General features: G+C 69.8%; 16 protein-coding genes. 6 read left to right on the plus strand and 10 right to left on the minus strand.

Going from position 1 to position 22,050, the window contains the following annotated elements:
- The first annotated feature begins 54 nt into the window (after positions 1–54).
- Genes uidA through J8M50_RS20095 form a run of 3 tightly spaced genes read left to right on the plus strand, consistent with a single transcriptional unit; the run spans position 55 to position 6,243 of the window.
- Complete coding sequence (uidA, locus tag J8M50_RS20085; RefSeq protein WP_010355175.1) at positions 55–1,842, plus strand: beta-glucuronidase; 1,788 nt, start codon at positions 55–57, stop codon at positions 1,840–1,842.
- Positions 1,839–2,630 (plus strand): SDR family oxidoreductase, encoded by a 792-nt coding sequence (locus tag J8M50_RS20090; protein ID WP_010355174.1) that lies wholly within the window; start codon positions 1,839–1,841, stop codon positions 2,628–2,630. The genes uidA and J8M50_RS20090 overlap by 4 nt, the downstream gene beginning before the upstream one ends.
- 4 nt (positions 2,631–2,634) lie before the next feature.
- Positions 2,635–6,243, plus strand: a complete 3,609-nt coding sequence (locus J8M50_RS20095) for a family 78 glycoside hydrolase catalytic domain (RefSeq protein WP_010355173.1) — start codon at positions 2,635–2,637, stop codon at positions 6,241–6,243.
- A 40-nt stretch (positions 6,244–6,283) separates the two neighbouring features.
- Here the strand turns inward: J8M50_RS20095 and J8M50_RS20100 are convergent, their stop codons facing one another.
- The 4 genes from J8M50_RS20100 to J8M50_RS20115 form a co-directional block, all read right to left on the minus strand.
- On the minus strand, positions 6,284–6,838 hold the full coding sequence (locus J8M50_RS20100; RefSeq protein ID WP_010355172.1) for an HAD domain-containing protein: 555 nt from the start codon (positions 6,836–6,838) through the stop codon (positions 6,284–6,286).
- Positions 6,839–6,854: 16 nt separating this feature from the next.
- Positions 6,855–7,514, minus strand: coding sequence for a class I SAM-dependent methyltransferase (locus J8M50_RS20105; protein ID WP_010355171.1), 660 nt, complete (start codon positions 7,512–7,514; stop codon positions 6,855–6,857).
- Between the two features lies 1 nt (position 7,515).
- A complete protein-coding gene (locus J8M50_RS20110) occupies positions 7,516–8,427 on the minus strand; it encodes an aminoglycoside phosphotransferase family protein (protein WP_010355170.1) in 912 nt (303 codons plus the stop codon).
- Positions 8,428–8,506: 79 nt separating this feature from the next.
- Positions 8,507–9,256: a hypothetical protein gene (locus J8M50_RS20115; protein WP_010355169.1), complete on the minus strand. Its 750-nt coding sequence runs from the start codon at positions 9,254–9,256 to the stop codon at positions 8,507–8,509.
- A gap of 226 nt (positions 9,257–9,482) precedes the next feature.
- Between J8M50_RS20115 and J8M50_RS20120 the strand changes: the two genes are divergently transcribed.
- Together J8M50_RS20120 and J8M50_RS20125 are read left to right on the plus strand one after the other, a co-directional pair.
- On the plus strand, positions 9,483–10,838 hold the full coding sequence (locus J8M50_RS20120) for an NsdA family TPR-like regulatory protein (protein ID WP_010355168.1): 1,356 nt from the start codon (positions 9,483–9,485) through the stop codon (positions 10,836–10,838).
- 35 nt (positions 10,839–10,873) lie between these two features.
- Positions 10,874–11,374, plus strand: coding sequence for an NUDIX domain-containing protein (locus J8M50_RS20125; RefSeq protein WP_010355167.1), 501 nt, complete (start codon positions 10,874–10,876; stop codon positions 11,372–11,374).
- Positions 11,375–11,471: 97 nt separating this feature from the next.
- Here the strand turns inward: J8M50_RS20125 and J8M50_RS20130 are convergent, their stop codons facing one another.
- The 6 genes from J8M50_RS20130 to J8M50_RS20155 all read right to left on the minus strand — a co-directional run bounded on the left by J8M50_RS20130 (position 11,472) and on the right by J8M50_RS20155 (position 18,932).
- Positions 11,472–12,065: a DinB family protein gene (locus J8M50_RS20130; protein WP_010355166.1), complete on the minus strand. Its 594-nt coding sequence runs from the start codon at positions 12,063–12,065 to the stop codon at positions 11,472–11,474.
- Between the two features lie 171 nt (positions 12,066–12,236).
- Positions 12,237–13,517 carry a YhgE/Pip domain-containing protein gene (locus J8M50_RS20135; RefSeq protein ID WP_010355165.1) on the minus strand — a complete coding sequence of 427 codons (1,281 nt, stop codon included), beginning with the start codon at positions 13,515–13,517 and terminating at the stop codon, positions 12,237–12,239.
- 56 nt (positions 13,518–13,573) lie between these two features.
- Positions 13,574–14,695, minus strand: coding sequence for an ABC transporter substrate-binding protein (locus J8M50_RS20140; protein WP_010355164.1), 1,122 nt, complete (start codon positions 14,693–14,695; stop codon positions 13,574–13,576).
- A 147-nt stretch (positions 14,696–14,842) separates the two neighbouring features.
- Positions 14,843–15,337: a MarR family winged helix-turn-helix transcriptional regulator gene (locus J8M50_RS20145; RefSeq protein ID WP_010355163.1), complete on the minus strand. Its 495-nt coding sequence runs from the start codon at positions 15,335–15,337 to the stop codon at positions 14,843–14,845.
- Positions 15,338–15,392: 55 nt separating this feature from the next.
- Entirely contained in the window at positions 15,393–16,367 is a 975-nt protein-coding gene (locus J8M50_RS20150; protein WP_010355162.1) for an Lrp/AsnC family transcriptional regulator, read from the minus strand.
- 828 nt (positions 16,368–17,195) lie between these two features.
- Positions 17,196–18,932: an MFS transporter gene (locus J8M50_RS20155; RefSeq protein ID WP_010358520.1), complete on the minus strand. Its 1,737-nt coding sequence runs from the start codon at positions 18,930–18,932 to the stop codon at positions 17,196–17,198.
- Positions 18,933–19,122: 190 nt separating this feature from the next.
- Here J8M50_RS20155 and J8M50_RS20160 point away from each other — a divergent pair, with 190 nt between their 5' ends.
- Entirely contained in the window at positions 19,123–22,005 is a 2,883-nt protein-coding gene (locus J8M50_RS20160) for an FG-GAP-like repeat-containing protein (protein ID WP_010358519.1), read from the plus strand.
- Positions 22,006–22,050 lie beyond the last annotated feature (45 nt).

A 22,050-nucleotide genomic window follows, 5' to 3' on the forward strand; every position in this document is an offset into this window, starting at 1 on the left:
GACCTGACCCGAAGCGCCCTTGCGTGAGCTGCTCCCTGACCTGAGAGGACCCCCATGCTGAAACCCCGTCCATCCGCCACCCGAGAGCTGGTGAACCTCGACGGCGTCTGGAAGTTCGCCCTCGACGCCGAGGCGGGCCCCACCCCCTGGTCGGCCCCCCTCGACACCGGCCTCGAAGCAGCCGTCCCCGCCAGCTACAACGACCTCTTCACCGACCCCGCGATCCGCGACCACGTCGGCTGGGTCTGGTACCAGCGCACGGTCCGCGTCCCGCGAGGCTGGTCCGGCGAGCGGGTGCTCGTGCGCGTCGACGCGGCCACGCACGAGGGCTGCGTGTACGTCGACGACGTCCTCGTGGCCGAACACATCGGCGGCTACACCCCGTTCGAAGCCGACATCACCCAACACGCCACCCCCGGCGCCGAGTTCCGCCTCACGATCGGCGTGAACAACGAACTCACCAACACCACCGTCCCGCCCGGCCGCATCACCGTCGACCACGACGGCACCCGCAGACAGACGTACCTGCACGACTTCTACAACTACGCCGGCCTTGCCCGCTCGGTGTGGCTGCACAGCGTCCCCGCCACCCACATCACGGACGTCACCGTCGTCACCGGCCTCGACGGCACGGTCGCCTACGAAGTGAGCACCAGCGAATCCGCCGAGGTCAGGGTCCGTGTCCTGGACGCGGACGGCACGGAGGTCGCCGCCGCCGACGGCGCGACCGGCACGCTGCGGATCCCGGACGTCACCCTCTGGCGACCCGGCGCCGCATACCTGTACGACCTCGTCGCCGAGATCCCCGGCACGGACGTCTACCAACAACCCTTCGGCGTCCGCACGGTCGAGGTCGGCGGAGGCCAATTCCTCATCAACGGCGAGGAGTTCTACTTCACCGGCTTCGGCAAGCACGAGGACACCCCCGTACGCGGCAAGGGCCACGACAACGCCTACCTCGTCCACGACTTCCAGCTCATGGAGTGGGTCGGCGCCAACTCCTTCCGCACGTCCCACTACCCGTACGCCGAAGAGGTGCTCGACTTCGCCGACCGGCACGGCATCGTCGTCATCGACGAGACGGCCGCCGTCGGCCTCAACCTCGCTGTGGAAGCGGGCCTGTTGGGCACCCCGCCCCGCCCGACCTTCTCCCCGGACACCGTCAACGACACCACCCGCGCCGCCCACGCCCAGGCGATCCGCGAACTGATCGCCCGCGACAAGAACCACCCCAGCGTCGTCATGTGGTCCATCGCCAACGAACCCGCCTCCAACGAGGAGGGCGCCCGTGAATACTTCGAGCCCCTGGTCGAGTTGACCCGCAAGCTCGACCCCACCCGCCCGGTCACCTACTCGGCCGTGATGTTCGCGACCTCCGAGAACGACCGGATCGCCGACCTCTTCGACGTGATCTGCGTGAACCGCTACTACGGCTGGTACGTCGCGACCGGCGATCTCCTCACCGCAGCACGCTACTTGGAAGGCGACCTGCGCGCCTGGGCCGCGAAGTTCGGCAAGCCGCTCCTCATGAGCGAGTACGGCGCGGACACCCTCCCCGGTCTGCACTCGGTGTGGGACCAGCCGTGGACCGAGGAGTACCAGGCCGACCTTCTCGCCCTGCACCACCGCACCTTCGACCGCATCCCCGAGGTCATCGGCGAACACATCTGGAACTTCGCCGACTTCCAGACCTCCCACGGCATCCACCGCGTCGACGGCAACCGCAAGGGCGTCTTCACGCGCGACCGCCGACCCAAGGCGGCCGTGTACGAACTCCGGTCCCGGTGGCTGGAGTTGGGACACAAGAAGCCGTCCACGGAGGAAGGGTCGGCGTCGCGATGACCGTGGAAATGAAGGGTGCCGTAGCCGTCGTCACCGGCGCGGGCAGCGGCATCGGCCGGGCCGCCGCCCACTCCCTCGCCCGCCGGGGCGCCCTCGTCGTCGTCACCGACCGCGACGCCGCCCGCGCCGACACGGTCGCCGGGGAACTCGGCGGCCAGGCGGTCGCCGCCCGCTGCGACGTCACCAGCCTCGACGACCTGGAAGCGGTACGAGACCTCGCGCTCACCACGTACGGCCGGGTCGACATCGTCATGAACAACGCCGGTGTCCTCGCCGTCGGCCCCGTCGAGGCGATCCCCCTCGACGCCTGGCAGAAGGTCATCGACGTCAACCTCCTCGGCGTCGTCCGCAGCAACCTCGTCTTCCTGCCGCACCTGCTGGAACGCGGCAGCGGACACATCGTCAACACGGCCTCCAACGCGGGCCTGATGCCCTACGGGTACGAGCAACTCCCGTACACGGCAAGCAAACACGCGGTCGTCGGGCTCTCCGAGTCCCTCGCCCTCTACCTGCGTCCGCGCGGGATCGGCGTCTCCTGCCTGTGCCCCGGGATGGTCGTCACCAACATCGCCGAACAAGTCGCCTTCTACGGCGAGGTGTCCGCGCCGCGCGGCCCCAACACCCCTGTCCTGGAAGCGGATCAGGTCGGCGAACTCGTCGCCGACGGCATCGCCGAGGACCGCTTCCTCATCCTGACCGTCCCCGCCGTGGCGGACGAACTGCGCGAGAAGGGCGCGGACATCGAGGCCTACCTGGCCCGGCTGACCAGCGAGATCGAAGGAACCTGAGCACATGAGCACGTTGAGCCGCCGACACCTGCTCGGCATCATGACGGCGACGGCGGCGGGGACTGCCCTGTCCGCACCTGACGCCGCCGCCTCGGCAGTCGTCTCGTCCGCCGCGCACAAAACGGGCCAGCCGTACGCCCTCCAGATCAACTCCCGCACCGCCCCCCTCGGCACCCAGACCACCCCCTCCTTCAGCTGGATCCCCCCGGTCGACCGCCAGTCCGCGTACGAGATCCGCGTAGGGACCCGCCCCGGCGCCGCCGACATCTGGACCAGCGGACGCGTCGAGAGCACCGCCACCGTCGAAGTCCCCTACAAGGGCCGCGCGTTGAAGGCCGACCGCGCCTATCACTGGCAGGTCCGCTCCTGGGACGAGCGGGGCCGCCCCGGCGCCTGGAGCAAGCCCGCGACCTGGGAGACCGGCCCCTTCGACGGCGACTGGTCCGGCGCGCGCTGGATCGGCGGACGTACCGAACAGGACCACGACTGGCGGGACTTGACCGCGACCGTCGTCTTCCGGGGCGGTGCCGACCCCGACAGCGGGCTCTCCCTGCTCCTGCGCGCCGAGCCCATCGGCAAGACCTGGGGCGAGGCCCTGGACTGGACGCTGAAGCGTTCCGGCGACGCGATGCAACTTGTGATGGCGACGAGTCACTATGCGGGCAACACCTGGATAGACGACGGCACTTCGGAGCCGGACTGGGGTGTCGACCACTACGACCCGCAGAGTGAGACCAACCCCACGACCTCCGGCACACGCCGCGTCCCCGTCGGCACGGTCGCCCTGCCGGTGTCCACCGGCCTCACGCCGGGTACCTGGGCAAGTCGCGACCACACGGTGGCCGTCGAGGTGCGTGGCCTCACCGTCGTGACCACCGTGAACGGCGTCCACGTCGACACCCGTACCCTCACCGGCGACCAGATCCGGCGCCACGGCAGCTTCGGCTTCGGTGGCGTCACCTCGGCGACCATCCGCAGCGTCACCGTAAAGGGCACCGGCGCCCGGGACTTCGCCGCCGACCTCACCACCGGCGCGAACCCCTTCGAGGCCGGCATCGGCACCCTCGACGGCCTCACCTTCCCGCCGAAGAACCCGTACATCCCGGGCCGGGGCAGCGTCCTCCCGATCGCCGCTCCGGCCCCCCTCCTGCGCCGCGCCTTCAAGCTGGGCGGCAACCGCCGTATCGCCAAGGCCCGCCTCCACCTCGGCGCGGCGGGCAACGTCACCTTCACCGTCAACGGCGACCCCCTCACCGTCGACGGCACCCGGACGCCCCGCCTCCTCACCGACCACAGCACCTACGACCGTACGGTCCTCTACGACACCTTCGACGTCACCGCCCTCCTGCGCCCCGGCCGCGAGAACGTCCTCGCCGCCGAACTGGGCCGGGGTTTCTACGGGTTGACGACCCCTCAGGAGTGGTACTGGCAGCTCGCCCCCTACTCCGGCCAGCCCCGCCTCCTCGCGAAACTCGCCGTCACCTACACCGACGGCACCTCAACCACCCTGGTCACCGACGGCAGTTGGCTCACCGCCGACGGTCCGACCACCTTCGACTCCGTCTACTCCGGCGAGAAGTACGACGCCCGGCGTGCGGAGAAGCTGGGGGAGTGGCGGACGAGCGGCTACCGCACCGGACCGGACTGGCGGTCCGCAACTCATCTGATCCCACCGGGCAGTTGCTCCAGCCCTCACCCCAAGTCCCATGGCAGACTCCCCGCGACGAAGACCCCGCCCGGCTTCAAGCCCGCCGTCCTGCGCGCCCACGAGTCCGAACCCGTCCTGGTCAGCGAGGTGTTGAAGCCCGTCGCCCTCACGCCGGGCACCCCGGGAACCTGGATCGTCGACTACGGGCAGATCCTCACCGGCTTCGTCCGCGTCCACCTCACCGGCGTCACCCCCGGCAAGGCGGGCCTCGCCCTGCGCATCCGGGGCGGCAACCGCGTCACCGACGGCACGGTCGAGGAGGAGAACTTCCAGCACGACGCCAACCTCCAGACCCACTACTACACGGTCGGCGCCCGCCCCGAGCAGACGTGGGAGCAGCAGTTCAGCCACTTCGGCTTCCGCTACCTGGAGGTGCGGAACCTCGAAGCGGTCCTCGGCCGTACTCCTCAACTCCCTATGGATGAGGGCCTGTTCACCGTATCCGTCGCCCGTACCGGCTTCGCCCGCACCGGCACCTTCACCACCGGCAACGCCCTCCTCAACCGCCTTCAGCGCAACCTGGAGTGGGCCGAGCAGAACAATCTCGTCCAGAAGCCCACCGACACGCCCTCCCGCGAGAAGAACGGCTGGACCGGCGACGCCATGGCCAGCTCCGAGTCCCAGTCCCTGACCTGGGACGTCAACGGCGTCTTCACGACCTTCCTGCGCCACTTCCCCGACAACCAGATCTCCACCGGCCAGCTCCCGATGATCGTCCCCGTCGCCAAGGGCGGCTACGGCTACGACCGCACACCCGGCTGGAACGCCGCCTGGAAGGCCGTGCCCGCCTGGGACTCCGCGTACTTCGTGATGCCGTGGGAGCTGTACACGTACTACGGCAACAGCAGCCTCTTCGCGGAGCTGTTCGACCACCAGGACCGGCTTCTCGCGTACTACGAGACCCTGTTCACCCCGGCGAACGACTACGTCTTCGAGGCGTCCCTCGGCGCCTACTCCGGCGCTGAAGCCCCTGGCAGCAACGCCGTCATCAGCCTCGCCTTCTACATCCACTTCTGCGACTACATGACCCAGGTCGGTGACCTCCTCGGCCGCCGCCAACGGGCCGCGTACTACCGCGAGTTGGTCCGCACCCTGCGCAAGGCGTTCATCGCCAACTACTGGGACGGGGCCCAGTTCACCAAGGGCAGCATCTCCAGCGAGAACACGATGGCCGTCGCCTTCGACCTCGTCCCCGGCTCCGACCTGCCGCCGAGCGACCCCCGCTACCTGAAGAACACGAAGCCCCAGGCGGAGAACAAGAAAGCCCTGGTCAAACTCCTCGCCGACCGCATCACCGCATCCGGCGGCCACCTCCAGAACGACATGTACGGTTCCCGCTACGAGTTCAACATCCTCAGCGAGTACGGCTACACGGACACCGCCCTCAAGGCCGTCACTCAAACCGGCGCACCCGGCTACGTCTACCAGATCGCCAAGGGCGCCACCTCCCTCTGGGAGCAGTGGACCGACCGCCTCTCGGTCAACCACCACTACCGCTCCAACGTGGCGACCTGGTTCTACCAGAGCCTCGCAGGTATCCGCCCGACCTCAACTGCGTACGAAACCCTGCGCATCCGCCCCTACATCCCCTCAACTCCGGTCAACAGCCGAGTCCCTGAGAACGTTGACGACATCGACCTGTCACCCACCCCCCTCGACCACGTCAGCGCGACCATCAACACGGTCCGAGGCAAGGTCACTTCGGAATGGCACCGACTCCCCGACGCCCGCATCGCCCTCACGGCGACGGTCCCGTTCAACACGGACGCGGAGATCTGGATACCGACCCAAGGCAAGCCGGTCACCGCCCCGAAGGGCCTGAAACCGGCTCGCAAGGACAGTTCCGGAGGCGCCGAGTACCAGGTCTTCCGGGTGCGGGCGGGGGAGTACCGCTTCAACGCGTAGTACGTGCGGCGAAGAGCCGTCTGACCTGTGGCGATCCGGCTCAGACGGCCTTTGCGGTCCCCGCAGAGAACAATGACGCCGCCCATTCCAAGGCTGCGGCCAGGTGTTCCGCTTGGAGCCCGGCACGGGGGTCGGGCTGAACGAGGAGGGTTGATGGTCCCTTGGCTGTGCGCTCTGTGGCCCAGTCGTGGTCAAGGCTGGTGAAGTCGTCGTCGATCCAGACGGCGGGGGCGTCGCCGAGCCAGGTGTCGACGTGGTCGCGTTTCCAGAGGTAGCCGTTGGGGTGGCTGGTGGTGATCCGGGGGCGCGGGAGGTCGATGTGTGGCAGGTTCGGGAGACCGGGGAGCGGTCCGATGAGGGTCGCGGCATCCTGGCGCCAACTGGTGCACCAGACAGGGGTGATCAGGCCGGATCGGAGCACTTGCGTGAGCAAGGGACCGTGCGCGGGGTTGAGCCAGATGCTGACAGGGGTGTCGGAGGTTCGGCCTGTCGGGACTACGTCGTGGCGTGTGTGGGTGGCCGGAGTGGTGCCGTTGGCCTGGGGAAAGGGAATGAGGACACCGTCGATGTCGAGGAGCAAGTAAGGCAGACGCACGGGATTCTCCCTGGTGTCAGGACTTGCACGCGGTGATGAGCAGGGTGGCGTGGAACTCCTGGGCCGAGGTGAGCAGGAGACCCTCATCACCGAGGTGCCTGTCCCAGCGGTCGGCATCGAAGTCCCAGCGTTCGATGGGGAGTTGGGTGTGGTCGGGGAGGGTGACGTGGTCGTGGCGGGGACGGTCGTCGTCGGCGGGGTTTCGGCCGTCGCGTTGCGGGTGGGGGACGGAGAAGACGAACAGGCGGCCGGGCGCGAGGTGTTGGGCGACGGCCGGGAGCAGGAGTTCGGGGGCGACGAGGCCGACGGCGCCGAAGACGGAGTAGATCGCGTCGAACTGCACGTGGGTGGCGTGCAGTTGGTGCAGGGCGTGACCAGTGATGAAGGTGAGGTTGTCCAGCTGTCCGTAGTGGGAGCGGGCGCGGTGGATCTGGAGCCAGGCCAGGTCGATGCCGGTGACGTGTGCGCCGTGGCGGGAGGCGAGGTGGGCGGCGTTGTGGCCGGGGCCGCAGCCGAGTTCCAGCAGCCGCTTGCCGTGCAGGCTGGGGCCGAGGATCTCGGCGCCGGGTCCGCTGCCGGGCTTCGTGGTCCATTCCATCCGGGCAGGTACGGCGAGAGGGCCGGTGGCGGTGCGCTGGAGTGCGTGGGCGTGCCACGGGGATGCCTGGCCGTGCACGTCAGATCTCCAGGAGGCGGAGTACGTCGGTGAGGTGGCGGCGTACGGCCTTGGTGTAGGCGGGGTCGGTGGCTGGATCGTCGATCCAGCGGACGGCCTGTTCCATGAACCACTCGACGGCCCACATGCGCTGCCAGCCCAACGCCCAGTTCTCGGCGGTGAGTCCGCCGCGCGCGGTGAGGACATCGGGGGTCCCGCCGCCGGTGACGTACTGCTCCAGGAGGACCCGCAGGCGTACGGGGTCGGGGGTGTCGAGGGTGCCGTGCCAGCTGGCGAGGTCGAGCAGGCCGGGGCCGGTGAAGGCGCGGGCGAAGTCGAGCAGCCGCCAGCCGTGTTGGCCGATGTGGATGCTGGTGGGGTGGAACTCGGAGTGCACCCAGCCGAACGGTTCCAGGGTCGCTCCGGCCGAGCGGGCGTCGGCGGCCCGGGCGATCCTGCCGAGCGCGTCCTCGACGTCGTCGGCGTCCTGCCACCGGTCGGCCTTGCGGAGCCGTTCGAGGTGCTCCAGTGCCCTGGCCGGGCGCATGCGCAGCCGTTCCTGGTCGAGGACGGGCAGGGAGGCGGCCGTACGTGTGCTGTGCAGGACCACGGCCGCAGCGGTGCCGTCGAGGTCGTCGGCCTCGCGGGTGGACGGTCCGAGGTCCTCCATGAGCATGCCGAGCCAGCCGTCCAGGACGGCGGAGGCGTGGACCTGGGGGACGGGGACGCCGAGGGTGCGGGCCAGGCGCAGGGCCTGGTCCTCGGTGTCGAAGGGCTTCTTGGCGTACTTGAAGACGGCCGTCGTGTTGTCGGGGAAGGTGACGCGCTCGACGCCGGACATGGACCATACGCGTACCTCCTCCCGGGTGCCGGTGGCTTGGCCGACCATGGTGAGCAGGTTGTTCAGGAGTTCGGCGCTGGGGTTCGTGGTCACGTGAGGTCTCCGGGGAAGTGGTGGCGTCCGGGGCGGGCGGGGGATGCCGGCCTGCCCCGGAGCCTGATCGGGCGGGGGGTTACGCGGCGGGGTTCACGCGGTGGGCGTGGACCTGCTCGATCCAGCCCGCCTTGAACGCGGCGAGGTCGTCACGGAAGTCGGCCATCGAGGCACCGTAGGGCGCGACCACGCCGCCGGTCTGGTCCGGCACGGACTGGCAGCCGTGCACGAGCCGTCCGCCGAGCGCGGCGTGGGCCTTGACGGACTCGATGCGGCGGTGCTCGTTGAACCAGCCGCCGTGGTAGACCTCGTCGAGCATCCCGCCCGTCTCGTCGTCCAGGTCGAAGACGACGGAGGTGGCGGCGGGGAAGAACCAGCAGGGACCGACGTTGGAGATGTGCCCGTCCAGCTCGACCTTGTTGAGCGCCATCAGCGTCGCCGCCTCGCGCAGCATCCGCAGGTGCTCGCCGGTGATCTGCGGCAGACCGAGGCCGACGAGGTGCTCGTCGCGGAACAGGTACGCGTACACCTCGTACGCGGTGGCCAGGACGCGGGCGGCGTCCGGGGTGGACTCGGCGTGGGCCTTGATGAAGTCCAGCGCGAGCTGCTCGACCGCGCTCTCGGTGGTCTCGTCCACGTCCAGGAGCTGAGCCTTGACCAGCTCCCAGTCGGCGACGAGCCAGGTGTTCGACTCGAAGCGGAAGAAGTACTCGGCCGGGTCGATGGTGATGCGCGGGCCGTCGACGCGGATGCCGGGCAGGCGGCTCCAGCGCGGGTCGAACGCCTCGGGCAGTACGACCGTGATGGCCGTGGTGTCGATGGTGGTCACCGTGTCTCCGTCTCTGATCGGCCAGGTCCAAAGGCGCAGGAATGCCCGAACCCGGTGTAGGCGCAGGGAACTTCGGGGACCGCCCGGCCGAAGGGGGAACCTGGTCGCGGTGTCGGACCGGGGCCGGGCGGCTGATGATTAGTGAACCCTCCGTCACGCACAGTGGGTACGGTGAGAGGGAGTTGAAGCGGTATACGAGGTTTACAGCCCCGGAGCGGAGGAGAGCGTGGCAGCGCCGAGAGACCCCAACTCCCGCCTGCGCGACGTCATTGCCGCGACCGGCTGTACCTACGAGGCCCTCGCCAGGGACGTACGACGTATCGCGGCCGAGAACGGCGAAATCCTCCAGACCAACAAGTCGGCCGTCTCCCACTGGGCCAACGGCACCCGCCGGCCCACCGGCCGGACCGGCCAGTACCTCGCCGAAGCCCTGTCACGCCGAACGGGCCGCATCATCACCCAGACCGAGATCGGCCTACGCGCGCCTGACGGCGAGGAGCCAGCCGAAGGGGATCCCGTTCTCGCCGCAACTGACCTCGGCCGGGCAGACGTTGAGCGCCGCCGCTTCCTCGCTGTGGCCGCCTTCACCACGGCTGGCGTCGCCATGCCACTCGCCCACGACCACGAGGCCACCGCCCGCATGCTCCGCGCCCGCACCGGCACGTCCCTGGTCGGCGCGGAGGACATGGACGTCGTACGGCAGATCACCGCAGCCTTCAGCGCCGCCGACGAGCGCCTCGGCGGCGGCCACGGCCTGACCACCGTCACCGCGTACCTCGCCGACACAGCCGCCCCCATGCTGCGCGGACGCTTCCCCAGCGAAGCCTTACGCCGGGCCGCCTTCGGCGCCGTCGCCGAACTCGCCTACCTCGCGGGCTGGAAGCACCACGACCTCGGCCAGGAGGGGGCCGCCCAGCGCTACTACCAGGTCGGCTACCAACTCGCCTGCGAATCCGACCCCCACGGCCACGCCGCCTGGATGATGCGCGCCCTCGCCCACCAAGCGTTGAGCCTCAAACAGCCCCACCACTGCGTCGACCTTGTCGAAGGCGCCCTGCGATGCGGCCTCGGCCACGTCGACGGCCAGACCGAAGCCCTCCTCCACATCGCTCACGCCCGCGCCTACGCAGCCGTGAAAGAGCACCCTTTGGCCGCGCGCGCCCTGCTCGCCGCCGAAGACGCCCTCCTCCGGGACGACAGCCCCCAACCCAGCTACTCCCGCGTCAGCGGACCGGCCGCAGGCACCGTGGCCAGCCACACCGCCCGCACCCTGACCGACCTCGCCGACCACATCGGCACCGAACAACAACACCGCGACGCCCTCACCCGCTGGGACCCGGAGAAATACAAGCGCGTCCACGCCCTCACCCACGCCGACCTCGGCGACAGCCTCGCCGCCCAGGCCCGCGCTGACGAAGCCGTCGCCGCCTGGACCCAGGCCCTGGTCCTCATGGAAGGCATGACCTCCGACCGCACCCGCAAGGCGATCGTCTCCATCCGCTCCACGCTCGCGGTCTACCGGCGCCGCCGTGTTCCCGGAGCCGCCGAACTCGCCCGCCGCGCACGGGAAGCACTGGCCTAAGCTGCCACCATCCGGCCGACGAAGGGACTTACGCCGTGGCTCAGCGGACAACCGACGACCAGCCCAAAGCCCTGCCGCCCGCCCTCGAGTCGATGACTCTGCTGGTCGCCGCCGTCATCGTCCACGACAAGTCCACCAACCGCGTCGTCCTCCTCCAGCGCAGCGAGAACGCGAAGTTCGCCCAGGGCATGTGGGACCTCCCTGTCGGCAAGAGCGAACCGGGCGAGCCCATCACGGAGACAGCCGTCCGCGAGCTGTATGAGGAGACGGGCCTCACGGTGAAGCCCGAGTCCCTCAAGGTCGCCCACATCATCCACGGCGCCCGGGGCGTCGAAGCCCCCAACGGCTTCCTCACGGTCGTCTTCGCCACCCACGAATGGACCGGCGACCCCGAGAACCGCGAACCCCGCAAGCACTCACAGGTCCGCTGGGTCGACGCCGACGCCGTCCCTGAAGCTTTTGTCGACACCACTGCCAGTGCTCTGACCCGGTATCTGAACGGAGGCCCAGAGGTCTCGCTCGATGGATGGCAGTGATGTGTCGTTCCTGGTCAATTAGCCGCAGGTCAGGATCAGCCTGCGGACATTCCGCTTCCATGCTTGACACGTTCCGCCCGCCCCGAACGGACTCCGTTCAGCCCGCGTCGGCCTGTGCCTCCTTGGCGGACGCCTCCAGCTTGTTCCGGTACTCCTCGTACCAGGACTCGTCGCCGCCGTCCATGTTGCTGTTGGTCTCCCGCATGCCGACCTTGCCGTCGATCAGTTCGCGGACGATGTCGGCGTGCCCGGCGTGACGGTGCGTCTCGGCCGTCACGTGCAGCATGATCAACTGGAGCGTCACGTCACCGTTGTCGCCCCACCACTCGACGTGGCCCTTCGCGTCGAGCGGCAGCGCCCCGATGGTCGCGTCCGTGTGCGCCCACGCGCGGTGATAGAGCCCGAGCACCTCCGCACGCGACTCGTCGGCGCGCGCCCACATGTCCGCGTTGGCCTCGGCCCCCTCCTCCTCCCAGGGGAGGTCCTCACCGTGCGCCCGCCCGAACGTCGGCCCGAAGTACCCGAGTTCGACACCGGCGAGATGCTTCACGAGCCCGAGAAGATTGGTACCGGTCGGCGTGAGAGGCCGCCGGATGTCGTACTCGGACAGGCCATCGAGCTTCCATACGACAGCTTCACGGGCCGCCTTGAGGTACCGGTGCAGATCATCTTTGGGGTCATTACGAGTCATGCCGCAGAGTCTCGCACCGCCCACTGACAGCGGTCGCGCGGGTACGAAGGCCCTGGCGTGAGGCGGCGGTGTCATGGAGTGGCGGTTCCTCTCGGGCACCGGACCGACTGCGCCGCCGTGAGGCGGATGCCGTTCAGTGAGGTCGGCGGTGCCCTTACCGCCGTACGGAATTCAGGAACCGAGTGGGGGTTGTGGAGTGAAGCGTTTGTGGCCCTTGCGGTCGTAGTAGCGAGTCATCGCGAAGCCGAACAGCAGCGAGAGTGCGAAGCCGACCGCGATCATCAGCCAGGCTCGGGTCAGGCCCGCGTCGCCTCGTGCGTCGAAGTAGAGGATCGCGCGGACGCCGTCGCCCAGTTGGCGCATCGGCTCGAAGTGGGAGAGGAAGCGGTAGAAGCCGGGGACCGCCTGCAACGGGACCGTTGTTCCGGATGATGGGAGGCCCAGCACGATGAATACGAACATCGCGATGAGCTGGCCGATGCCGCCGAATGCCGCGTTGATCGCTTGGACTCCTAGGCCGACGGCGAGTGTCGCGCAGTACGAGAACAGCCATAGGAGGGGGAGGTGGGTGGCGTCGATGCCGAGGATCGTTACGCAGGCCAGCATCACTAGGGACGAGCTGATCAGGGTGATGCCCGCTGTCATCAGCATTTTTAGGAGCAGGGTCTGCGTGCGGTTGACGTCGATCGTGGGGCGGCGGGTGTGCAGGGGGCCCATCTCGATGTCCGCGTAGCCGAGCGCGCCGTCCACGCCGGAGTGGATGACGTTGCCGCCCATGAAACCGGCCAGGACCAGGAGGAGGGCGTAGTAGAACGCGGTCAGGCCGATGCCGCTGTTGTTGCCGATCGGGTGGCCTACCGCGGTCGCGATCTGTACGGGGTCCGCCAGCAGGAGTTTCGTGGTTGCCGTCGCCGCCGGGTCGGCCTTCGTCAGCTGCTCGCCGATCGTCTTCGACGCCTGTTGCGCCGCCGTCGTCGAGATCCTGCTCGCGAGGCTGGAGCCGAGGCTGCCCTTGCCGGGGTTCGTCAGGACCGTCAGGGTCGGGCGGGTGGTCGCGCCCTGGGTGGTGAGGGCGAGGGTGCGGGCCGTGAAGTCGGCGGGGATCACGAGGGCGCCATAGACCTTGCCGCTGTCCAGCTCGTCCTGTGCTTGCGCGCGGGTGCGTAGGCGCCATTCGGCCTGGTCGCCGGGGGCCTTCCTGATCGCCTCGGCCACCTGCGTGCCCAGGTTGGCCCGCTGCCCGGCCGGGGGCTTGCCCTGGTCCATGTTGACCAGGGCGATCGGCAGGTCGTGCAGGTGCTTGTTCGGGCTGACGATGCCGCCCATGTACAGCAGGGAGAGCAGGAACGCGAGGACCGTGCTCAGCAGCGTCGGCAGGATCCACAGCTTCGGGTGCCGGATCAGCGAGAACGCACGGACCGGGCGGGCCGGGGGTGGGGGTTCGGGCGTCATGGTTACCAGGTCAGCACGGGTACGGGCGCGCCGCACATCGAACCCCCACCGGGCGCTCAGCCCTGCTTGCCGCTCTGGCTCACCGGGTGCAGGCCCAGTACGCCCTGCGGGTCCGACGGGTTCACGCCCTGGACGTCACCGACGTACAGGCTGATCCGCGCCTTGTAGCGGTCCAGCGCCGTGCGGTCGCTCATGAACGCGCCGAGGCCCAGCGGGTTCATGTTCTTGTAGTCGTAGATGCCCTTGCGGCCGGCCGGGGCGGGGACGTCCGTACGGGCGCTCCACGTGCCGATGTCGTTCGTCTGGGCGTTCTTCGACAGGATCCAGCTCAGGTACAGCTTGGCCGCCGCCTTGTGCGGGGCGTTCTTCAGGATCGCGCCGGTCTGCGGCCACGCCACCCACGGCGACTGCTTCGGGAGCGTCACCTGGGAGACGCCGTTCGCGCTGCCGCCGCTGCCGAAGTTCGCGACGTAGTCGCCGGTGCCGACGAGGTCGGAGGAGTCCTGGGTGCCGCGCACGAACTTCGGGTTCTGCGCCATCAGCTTCTTCAGGTAGTCGAAGCCGTACGCGTCCGTGAGCTGCTTGAAGTAGTAGAGGACCGCGTCGTCGTCGTTCGGGTACGTGAAGACGAGCTTGTTCTTGAACTCCGGCTTCAGGAAGTCCTTCGCCTCGACCGGGGCCTTCGAACCGAGCTTCGTCGCGGTGACGTTGGCGAAGGCGAAGTAGAACAGGCCCGTGTAGTAGCCGTCCTTGTCCTTGACGCGCTTGTCCACGGCGTTCCAGCCGACCGGCTTGTACTTCTCCAGCACGCCTTCCTTCTTCCAGCGCGGGAAGTCGTCGACGGTCTGGAGGTGTACGACGTCGGCGACGACGTGCCGCTCGTCTATCTGGTTGTCGACGCGGGCGTCGTGGTTCTTGCTGAAGTCGACGATGATGTCGACCTTCATCTTGGGGAACTTCTTGACGAACGCGTCCTTGAGGTAGTCGGCCTGGCCGGGCTTGTCGCCGCCGGCGTAGACGACGAGCCGGCCGCCCTCGGCCACGGCCTGTGCGTACAGCTTCTGCAATTGCGCGTCCTCGCTCGTCGGCTTTGTACCGGCGTTCGCGACTGCCGCGCCGCTTGTGGCGAGGACGCCCAGGGCGATGGCGCCGGCCCAGGCCGTACGGGAGATCCGCATGACAGCTCCTTGCTTGAGGCTTCAACTGTCCTTGACCATAGCCGGAGATGTTGCAAATCTGCAAGATGTGGCTGCGGCTTGGCTCGACGGTGATCGAAGTCGAGTGAATCGTTCCTGGTCAGGGCCTGTTTGGTCAGCGCTTGATGGTCAGCGTCGCCAGGGCAGGTCCACCGGGAGCGCCGGACGCTCCGGGCCCGTCATCCCCGCGAGGATGATCGCGCACGCCTCCCCGAACGCCCGCGTCTGCTCCGGCGTCAGCCGGTCGAAGACCGTCGCCCGTACGAGGGCGACATGGCCCGGCGCCGCCTCCGCCAGCGCGGTCACCCCCGCCTCCGTCAGCACCGCGAGCTGCGCCCGCTTGTCGCCGGGGGAGTCCTCGCGCCGTACCCAGCCCTCCTCCTCCATCCGGGCGATGGTGTACGACAGCCGGGTCCTCGCGATCCGCAGCTTCTCCGCGAGGTCCGTCATCCGCAGCCGTTGTTCGGGCAGTTCGGAGAGGATCACCAGCACCGAGTAGTTGAGGTGGCTCATCCCCGAGTCGTGCCGTAGCTGCTGGTCGAGGGCGTCCTCCATGACGAGGCTGAGATCGGAGAACGAGCGCCAGGTGCGCTGCTCCTGCGCGGAGAGCCAGCGGGGTTGCATGCGGTGCACCCTAGCAGCGCGAGATGTGCGGCCGATGAGTCCCTGACCAGCACGTTCAGCGCACCGGCTCGTAGTTGAGCTGCTTCACCTGGCGCAGCGTCAGCGCCGTCTCCACCGAGTGGACGCCTTCCAGCACCCCGATCTTGTCGGAGAGGTACGTGTACAGGTCAGCGCTGCTGCGGTGCAGGGTCGCGGCGACGATGTTCGCGGGGCCGGTGATCGCCGCGGCGAACGCCACTTCCGGGTGTGCGGCGAGGGCCCGCCCGATCGACGCCAGTGCGGACGGTGCGACGGTGAGCCACAGCATCGCGTCGACCGTGCCGCCCAGCGCTTCGGGGTCGTACTGCACGTCGTAGTAGAGGACGCCGGACGAGCGCAGCCGCTCCAGGCGGCGCCGGACCACCGACTCCGACTGGCCTGTGGCGGACTGGAGTTCACCGAGCGAGGCGCGGCCGTCCTGGCGCAGGACCGCGAGGAGGTTCTCGTCGGTGTCGTCGATGTGTACGACGCCGGGTTCCGGGGTGACCGGCGGTGGGCGCAGGGCCTCTTCCTCCGCCGGGGTGAGCGCCTGGAGCTTGCTGAGCCAGCCGGCGGCGCCGCCGTAGAAGTGGTTCAGGATGCAGTGCGCGCTCACCGACAGCAGGCGCGGGGTGCGCTGCAACTGGTTGAGCAGCAGCTCGTTACGGTCCTCGCGGCTGCGCGGTCGCATCGAGGCGACGACCTCCGTGCCGCCGGACTCCAACGCCACGTACGCGGTGTCCGGCCGCCGCGCCAACGCCTCCGCGAGGCGCTCCGCCGCGTCCGGGGTACACCGCATCCGCACGATCCAGCCACTGCGGCCCAGGCGGTTCTCGTCCACGATGCCCAGGACGCGCATCCGGGTGGAGCGACGCAGCTTGCGCAGCCGCCGGGCGACGGTCTGGTCGGAGACGCCGAGGACTTCTGCGATGCGGGTGTAGGGGGCGCGGCCGTCCAGTTGGAGGGCTTGGAGGAGTTTGAGGTCGAGGGGGTCGAATGTGGGTGGGGGCATGGGGGCTTTTCGGGGGGATGGGTGGGGGCTCATGCGGGGAGGGTACGGGGGTGGTGTGGGGGTGCGTTGTTGTGGGCGGGTGGGGGAGGGGGCTGCTGGTCGGGGGTGGCCGGCCGAGGGGCGTTCGGGGACGGGGCCGGCGGGTTGGGGGGCGGTGGGCCGACGGACGTTTGGGGACGGGCCCGGCGGGTGGGGGTTCGGCGGGTCGATGGCTGGTCGGTGGTGGGCTGTGTCGGGGTGGGGGCTGGCCGGGGCGGCTGGTCGGTGGTGGGCTTGGTGGGTTGGGGTTCGGTGGGGCGGCGGCCGGTTGGTGACGGGCTGCCCTGGCGGCTGGTCCGTGGTGGGCTGCCTTGGGCCGGGGCTGGTCGGGGCGGCTGGTTGGTGACGGGCTGTGCCGGGGCGGGGGTCGGTCGGGGCGGTGGGCCGGTGGTGGGCTTGGTGGGTTGGGGTTCGGTGGGGCGGCGGCCGGTTGGTGACGGGCTGCCCCGGCGGCTGGTCCGTGGTGGGCATGGTGGGTCGAGGTTCGGCGGGGCGACGACCGGTCGGTGACGGGCCCCTGCGCCTGGGCGGGGCCCGTCGGGCGGTGGTCAGCCGGGCCAACCGGTCTGCCGGTGGCCGGTTGGTCAGGTGGTCGGTCGTCAGGTGGTCGCGGAGGTCTGTACGGGGGTCTGCGCCCCGCCGGGGCCGGTCGGGTGGTGGTCAGCCGGGCCAATCGGTCTGCCGGTGGCGGTTGGTCAGGTGGTTGCGGAGGTCTGTACGGGGGTCTGCGCCCCGCCGGGGCCGGTCGGGTGGTGGTCAGCTGGGCCCGACCGGTCTGCCGGGGGTCGGTCAGGTGGTCGTTGAGGTTTGCGCGGGGGGCTGCGCCGGGACGCCCGCCTTGGCCCCGGCCACAGAGCCCGCTTCAGCCCCGGCCGTAGAGCCCGCGGCCCTCGTCGCCGAGCCTGCCTCGGACCCCGCCTTTGAGCCCGCTGCGGATCGCGCCTCGGACTCCGCTGCGGACCCCGTCTCCGACCCCGCGATCCTCGTCGGCCCCGGCACCCCCTGCGGCCTGCGCAGCAATACCGCCGCCACCAGTGCCGCCACCGCTGCCAACCCCGCCGCGATCACCAGGCACAAGTGCAGCCCGTCCAGGAACGCCTCCGACATCGCGCCCAGTGCCCGGCCCTGTTCCGGGCCCAGGTCGAGGCGGGCCACCGCGCCTAGGCCGCCCTCGTTCACCGCCTCGCCGATCCGCCGCGTGGCCGTCGCCGAGATGCCCGCGTCCGCGAGGTGGCCCGGCAGGGCGTTCGTCGCCTTTGTGCTCAGGACCGCGCCCAGTACCGCGGGGCCCAGTGCGCCGCCTACCTGCCGGAACGCGTTGTTTCCGGCCGCCGCCATGCCGGCGAGCTGATGCGGGACCGACGCGACCGCCGTGGCCGTCATCGGCGTGATGACGAAGCCGAGGCCGACGCCCAGCAGGATCAGCCGCCAGGACAGCGAGCCGTACGACGTGTCCACGCCGACCGACGTCAGGGACAGCAGCGCACCCGACGTCACCAGCAGGCCGCCCGTGATCAGGACGCGCGGCGACCAGCGGTGCATCAGCCGCGACGCCGGTTGCGATACGACGATCGCCGCGAGCGTCACCAGGATCATCCGGCCCGCAGACTCCAGCGTCGTCAGCTGCTGGACCATCCCGAAGTACAGGCTCAGCGCGAAGAAGAAGCCGATCAGGCCGAGGAAGCTGATCATCGCGACCAGCGTCGTCGCCGTGAACGCGGGGGAGCGGAACAGCTTCAGGTCCAGCATCGGGCTCTCGCTGCGCCGCTCGGCGACCACGAAGACGACGGCACCGATCGCCGCCAGCACCAGCGCGACGACGACTTCCGCCTCCGCGAACGAGCCCGCGCCGCCCTCGATGACGCCGTACACCAGCGCCGTGATCGTCACCGCCGCGCTGATCTGGCCCGGCCAGTCCAGGCGGCGGGTGCCGGGCGCGCGGGAGTCGGAGACCAGGCGGGCCACCATGACCAGGGCGAGCAGCGACGCCGGGATCGGCAGCAGGTAGATCCAGCGCCACGCGAAGTGCTCCAGGATCAGCCCCGCGATCACCGGCCCCAGCGCGAGCGCGCCCATCAGGGACGTCGCCCACAGCCCGACGAACTTGCCGCGCTCCCGGGGATCCGGCACCGCGTGGCTGATCAGCGCGAGCGTCGTCGGCAGGAGCGCCGCCGCACCGAGGCCGGACACCGCCTGCCCCGCCCACAGCACCTCTATCGACCCCGCCGACAGGGCGATCGCCGCGCCGACCGCGCTGAACAGGAGCCCGGCGAGGAACACTTTCTTACGGCCGTGTACGTCGCCGAACACCCCCGCCGTCAGGATCAGCGCCGCCATCGGCAGCACGAACGCGTCGCTCACCCACGACAGTTCAGCCGTCGACGCGTGCAGCGCCCGCTGGATCGCCGGGAGGCTCACCGACACGGTGGTCACCGGCAGATAGGCGACGAACACCCCCACACAAGCCATCACGAGCGTCGCCGCCCGCCGCTCGCGCGGGGTGTCCGTCGTGGTCGAGACGTTCACGGGATCTCTCCTTGCCCTGTTGTCGCTGGGGGCAACTTTCCGCCCCGCGAGCGGGAGAGACCGAGTCGCAGCGGGGCAGGCGCCGGAAATCCGACATCCGAGAGGGGTTCCGCACAGATCCGCGACGCGAACCGGCGTCCAGGTCGACATTTCGGTGGACCCTGCCCCCGCACTCGCCTAGCTTCCCCCCATGAATCTCTCGTCCGTCGTCCGGGGTCTGCTGCTGCCGCTGATCGCCGCCGCCGCACTGGTGGCCCCGCCACCCGCCGCCGCGGCACCCGTCATCACCGCGCAGCCACCACAACTGCCCAGCCAGACGACCCTGTTCACCTCCAACACGGCCATCGGCGGCCGGACCTACACCTGCTTCCGGGTCCCCTCGGTGGTCCGCACCGGAAACGGGACGCTGCTCGCCTTCGCCGAAGCACGGCTGGGTGCCACCTGCCTGGACACCCAGGAGATGGACATCGTGAGCCGGGTCTCGACGGACGGCGGCGCCACCTGGACCGCACCCCGGATCATCGCTCGCGGTCTGACCAGCGACCCCGCGAACCCGGGTGTGGCGGCCATCAACGCTCAACCCACCCCGATCGTCGACGCCACCTACAAGAACCCGGCCACGGGACAGGTCGAAGGCCAGGTGGTGCTGCTCTACAGCGTGCGGCTGGTCACCAACGGGGGAGTCACGGGTCCGGACGGCCAGGCGAACCGTATCCAGACGTTCGCCATGTACAGCCGTGACAACGGCCAGACCTGGGTGAACCGGACGGACATCACCGACCAGGTGAACCCCCGGCAGAACAACCAGCCCGCCGCCGAGTTGCAGGGCATGCGCTTCCTCCAGCCCGGCCCGGGACACGGCATCCAGTTGAGACCGATCTCGGCCGTCGACGACGGCCGGCTGCTGGCGCCCGCGTACCAGAACGGCAGCATCGCGGACAACGGATCGTGGGTGAACGACGGACACCACGCCTCCGCCATCTACACCGACGACCACGGAGCCACCTGGCATCGAGGCGACAGAACCAGCAACAGCACCATCATCAGCGACAGCAACCCCGCAGCCACAGCCCTGTCCGTGGGTGAGGCCAGCATCGCGCAACTGTCCACCGGCCGGCTCTACATGACCTCCCGCAACAACGATGCCGACACCGACGCCGCCGCCACGGCGGGCACCAACCGCTCCACGGCCTTCAGCGACGACGGCGGCGAGAACTGGCACCCGGCGACCAAGGCCAACCTGCCCGGCGCGACGGTCTTCGCCCCGGTGCTGTCCCTCAACAACGTCCTGCGCGGAGACAGCTTCAACCAGCTGGTGATCACCGAACCCGTCTACCACGACCCGGCGAGTCCGAAGCTCCAGGGCACCCTCAGACTCCGCTCCTCCTTCGACGACGGCGCCACCTGGCAGACGCCCGCCCAGGGCCTGACCATCGCCAAGGCCGGCGCCGGCTACTCCGACCTCACCCGCACCGCGTCCGGCGGTCTCGGAGTGATCTACGAGGCCGGGCCCGACCCGTGGCAGAACCCCGCCACCCTGTACGACCGCACCTCGGTCCGCTTCACCGTCGTCTCCGCCGGCCAGACCGTCATCACCGGACCGGTGACCGGCGCCCGTACCCCGGACATCGCCGGAGGCAACGCGGCCGTCCTGCGCGGCAGCGCCCGGCTGACCGCCGGCAAGTTCGGCCGTGCGCTGACCCTCGCCCCGGACACCTCGGCGGGCTTCGTCGACGTCACACCGAGTCCCGCGTACGCCGGTCTCAGCGGTGACTTCACGGCCGCCGCCGACTTCAAGTACAACTCCACCACCGGGCTGCGGGCCATCCTCTGGGGCTTCGGCGTCGGCGCGGGCCTGCCGCAGCTGTGGATACGCGCGGAACCCGAGCAGAACCGGATCGTGGCCAACGCCACCACGGCCTCCGGCAGCAAGAACCTGGTCTCGGCGTCCAGTTACAACGACAACGCCTGGCACCACGTGGCTCTGGTGCGCGCCGGCCAGGAACTGAGTCTGTGGATCGACGGTGCCAAGGCCGACAGTGGCACCGCGCCGGCCGGCGCCGTCTCCCCGGCCCGCCCCCAGCCGCTCGAGGTCGGCAACCGGCTCGACGGCGCGCAGCCCTTCGCCGGTTCGATCGACAGCGTGGTGCTCTACAACCGGGCGCTCAGCTCCCAGGAGATCTCCGCCGCGGCCACCAACGACACCTACTCCGGTGGTGCCGCCCTGCTGCTCCGCCTGCCCTTCGAGACCGGCGAGGCCGACACCCGTGCCTGGGACGACACCGACGGCGACGGGCAGATGGACGTCTTCAACCGCACCAATGACGGCAACCTCTGGTACTTCGGGGGCTTCGGCGACGCCACCACCGGCGAACGGCACCTGGAGAACCGCACCCTGATCGGCGGCACCTTCGGCTCGTCCTTCCACCCCGCCCGGGGCGACTTCAACAACGACGGCCTCGGCGACCTCATCGCCATCAACAGCCAGGGACAGCTGAACTTCTGGCTGGGACAGGGCGACGGCATCCTGTCCGCCCCCACGGTCTTGATGTCCGGCACCTCGTTCAGCACCGTCAAGGCGGTCTCCGGCGGCGACTTCAACGCCGACGGCCTCACCGACGTCGTCGGGCTGGGCTTCGACGGTCACCTGTGGTGGTGGCCCGGGAACGGCGACCGTACCTTCGGCGCCCGCCAGGAGCTGTTCCCCGGCACCGCCTTCTCCGGCTACTCCGGCGTCCCCACCGGGGACTTCGACAACAACGGCAACACGGATGTCTCCGCCGTCGACGCGGGCGGCACCCTCTGGTGGTGGAAGGGCGACGGCAAGGGGGGCCTGTCCGCCGCCCAGGAGCTCGCGCCCGGTACGTCCTTCGCCGCGTACAGCCGCTTCTTCACAGGTGACGTGGACTCCGACGGCCGTACCGACTTCGCGGCCGTCGACTCCTCCGGCGCCGCCCGCTGGTGGCCCGGCGACGTCTCCGGCCATGTCTCCGGCACGTCCCGCCCCCTGACCGTGCTCTCGCCGCTCGCGGGGACGGCCCCTGCCTCGCTGGACGGCGTCTACACCTGGTGACCTGACCGGTCGGTGAGGACCGCGCCTGTCGTGGCCCTCACCGCC

Origin of the sequence: Streptomyces acidiscabies, from assembly GCF_020010905.1 — a bacterium.
Lineage (GTDB): Bacteria > Actinomycetota > Actinomycetes > Streptomycetales > Streptomycetaceae > Streptomyces > Streptomyces acidiscabies.

Bases quoted from the DNA above. Each gene is read 5' to 3' on its own strand.
- J8M50_RS20140 (WP_010355164.1), bottom strand. From the start codon at position 14,695: ATGCGGATCTCCCGTACGGCCTGGGCCGGCGCCATCGCCCTGGGCGTC.
- uidA (WP_010355175.1), top strand. From the start codon at position 55: ATGCTGAAACCCCGTCCATCCGCCACCCGAGAGCTGGTGAACCTCGAC.
- J8M50_RS20145 (WP_010355163.1), bottom strand. From the start codon at position 15,337: ATGCAACCCCGCTGGCTCTCCGCGCAGGAGCAGCGCACCTGGCGCTCG.
- J8M50_RS20090 (WP_010355174.1), top strand. From the start codon at position 1,839: ATGACCGTGGAAATGAAGGGTGCCGTAGCCGTCGTCACCGGCGCGGGC.
- J8M50_RS20095 (WP_010355173.1), top strand. From the start codon at position 2,635: ATGAGCACGTTGAGCCGCCGACACCTGCTCGGCATCATGACGGCGACG.
- J8M50_RS20150 (WP_010355162.1), bottom strand. From the start codon at position 16,367: ATGCCCCCACCCACATTCGACCCCCTCGACCTCAAACTCCTCCAAGCC.
- J8M50_RS20130 (WP_010355166.1), bottom strand. From the start codon at position 12,065: ATGACTCGTAATGACCCCAAAGATGATCTGCACCGGTACCTCAAGGCG.
- J8M50_RS20135 (WP_010355165.1), bottom strand. From the start codon at position 13,517: ATGACGCCCGAACCCCCACCCCCGGCCCGCCCGGTCCGTGCGTTCTCG.
- J8M50_RS20160 (WP_010358519.1), top strand. From the start codon at position 19,123: ATGAATCTCTCGTCCGTCGTCCGGGGTCTGCTGCTGCCGCTGATCGCC.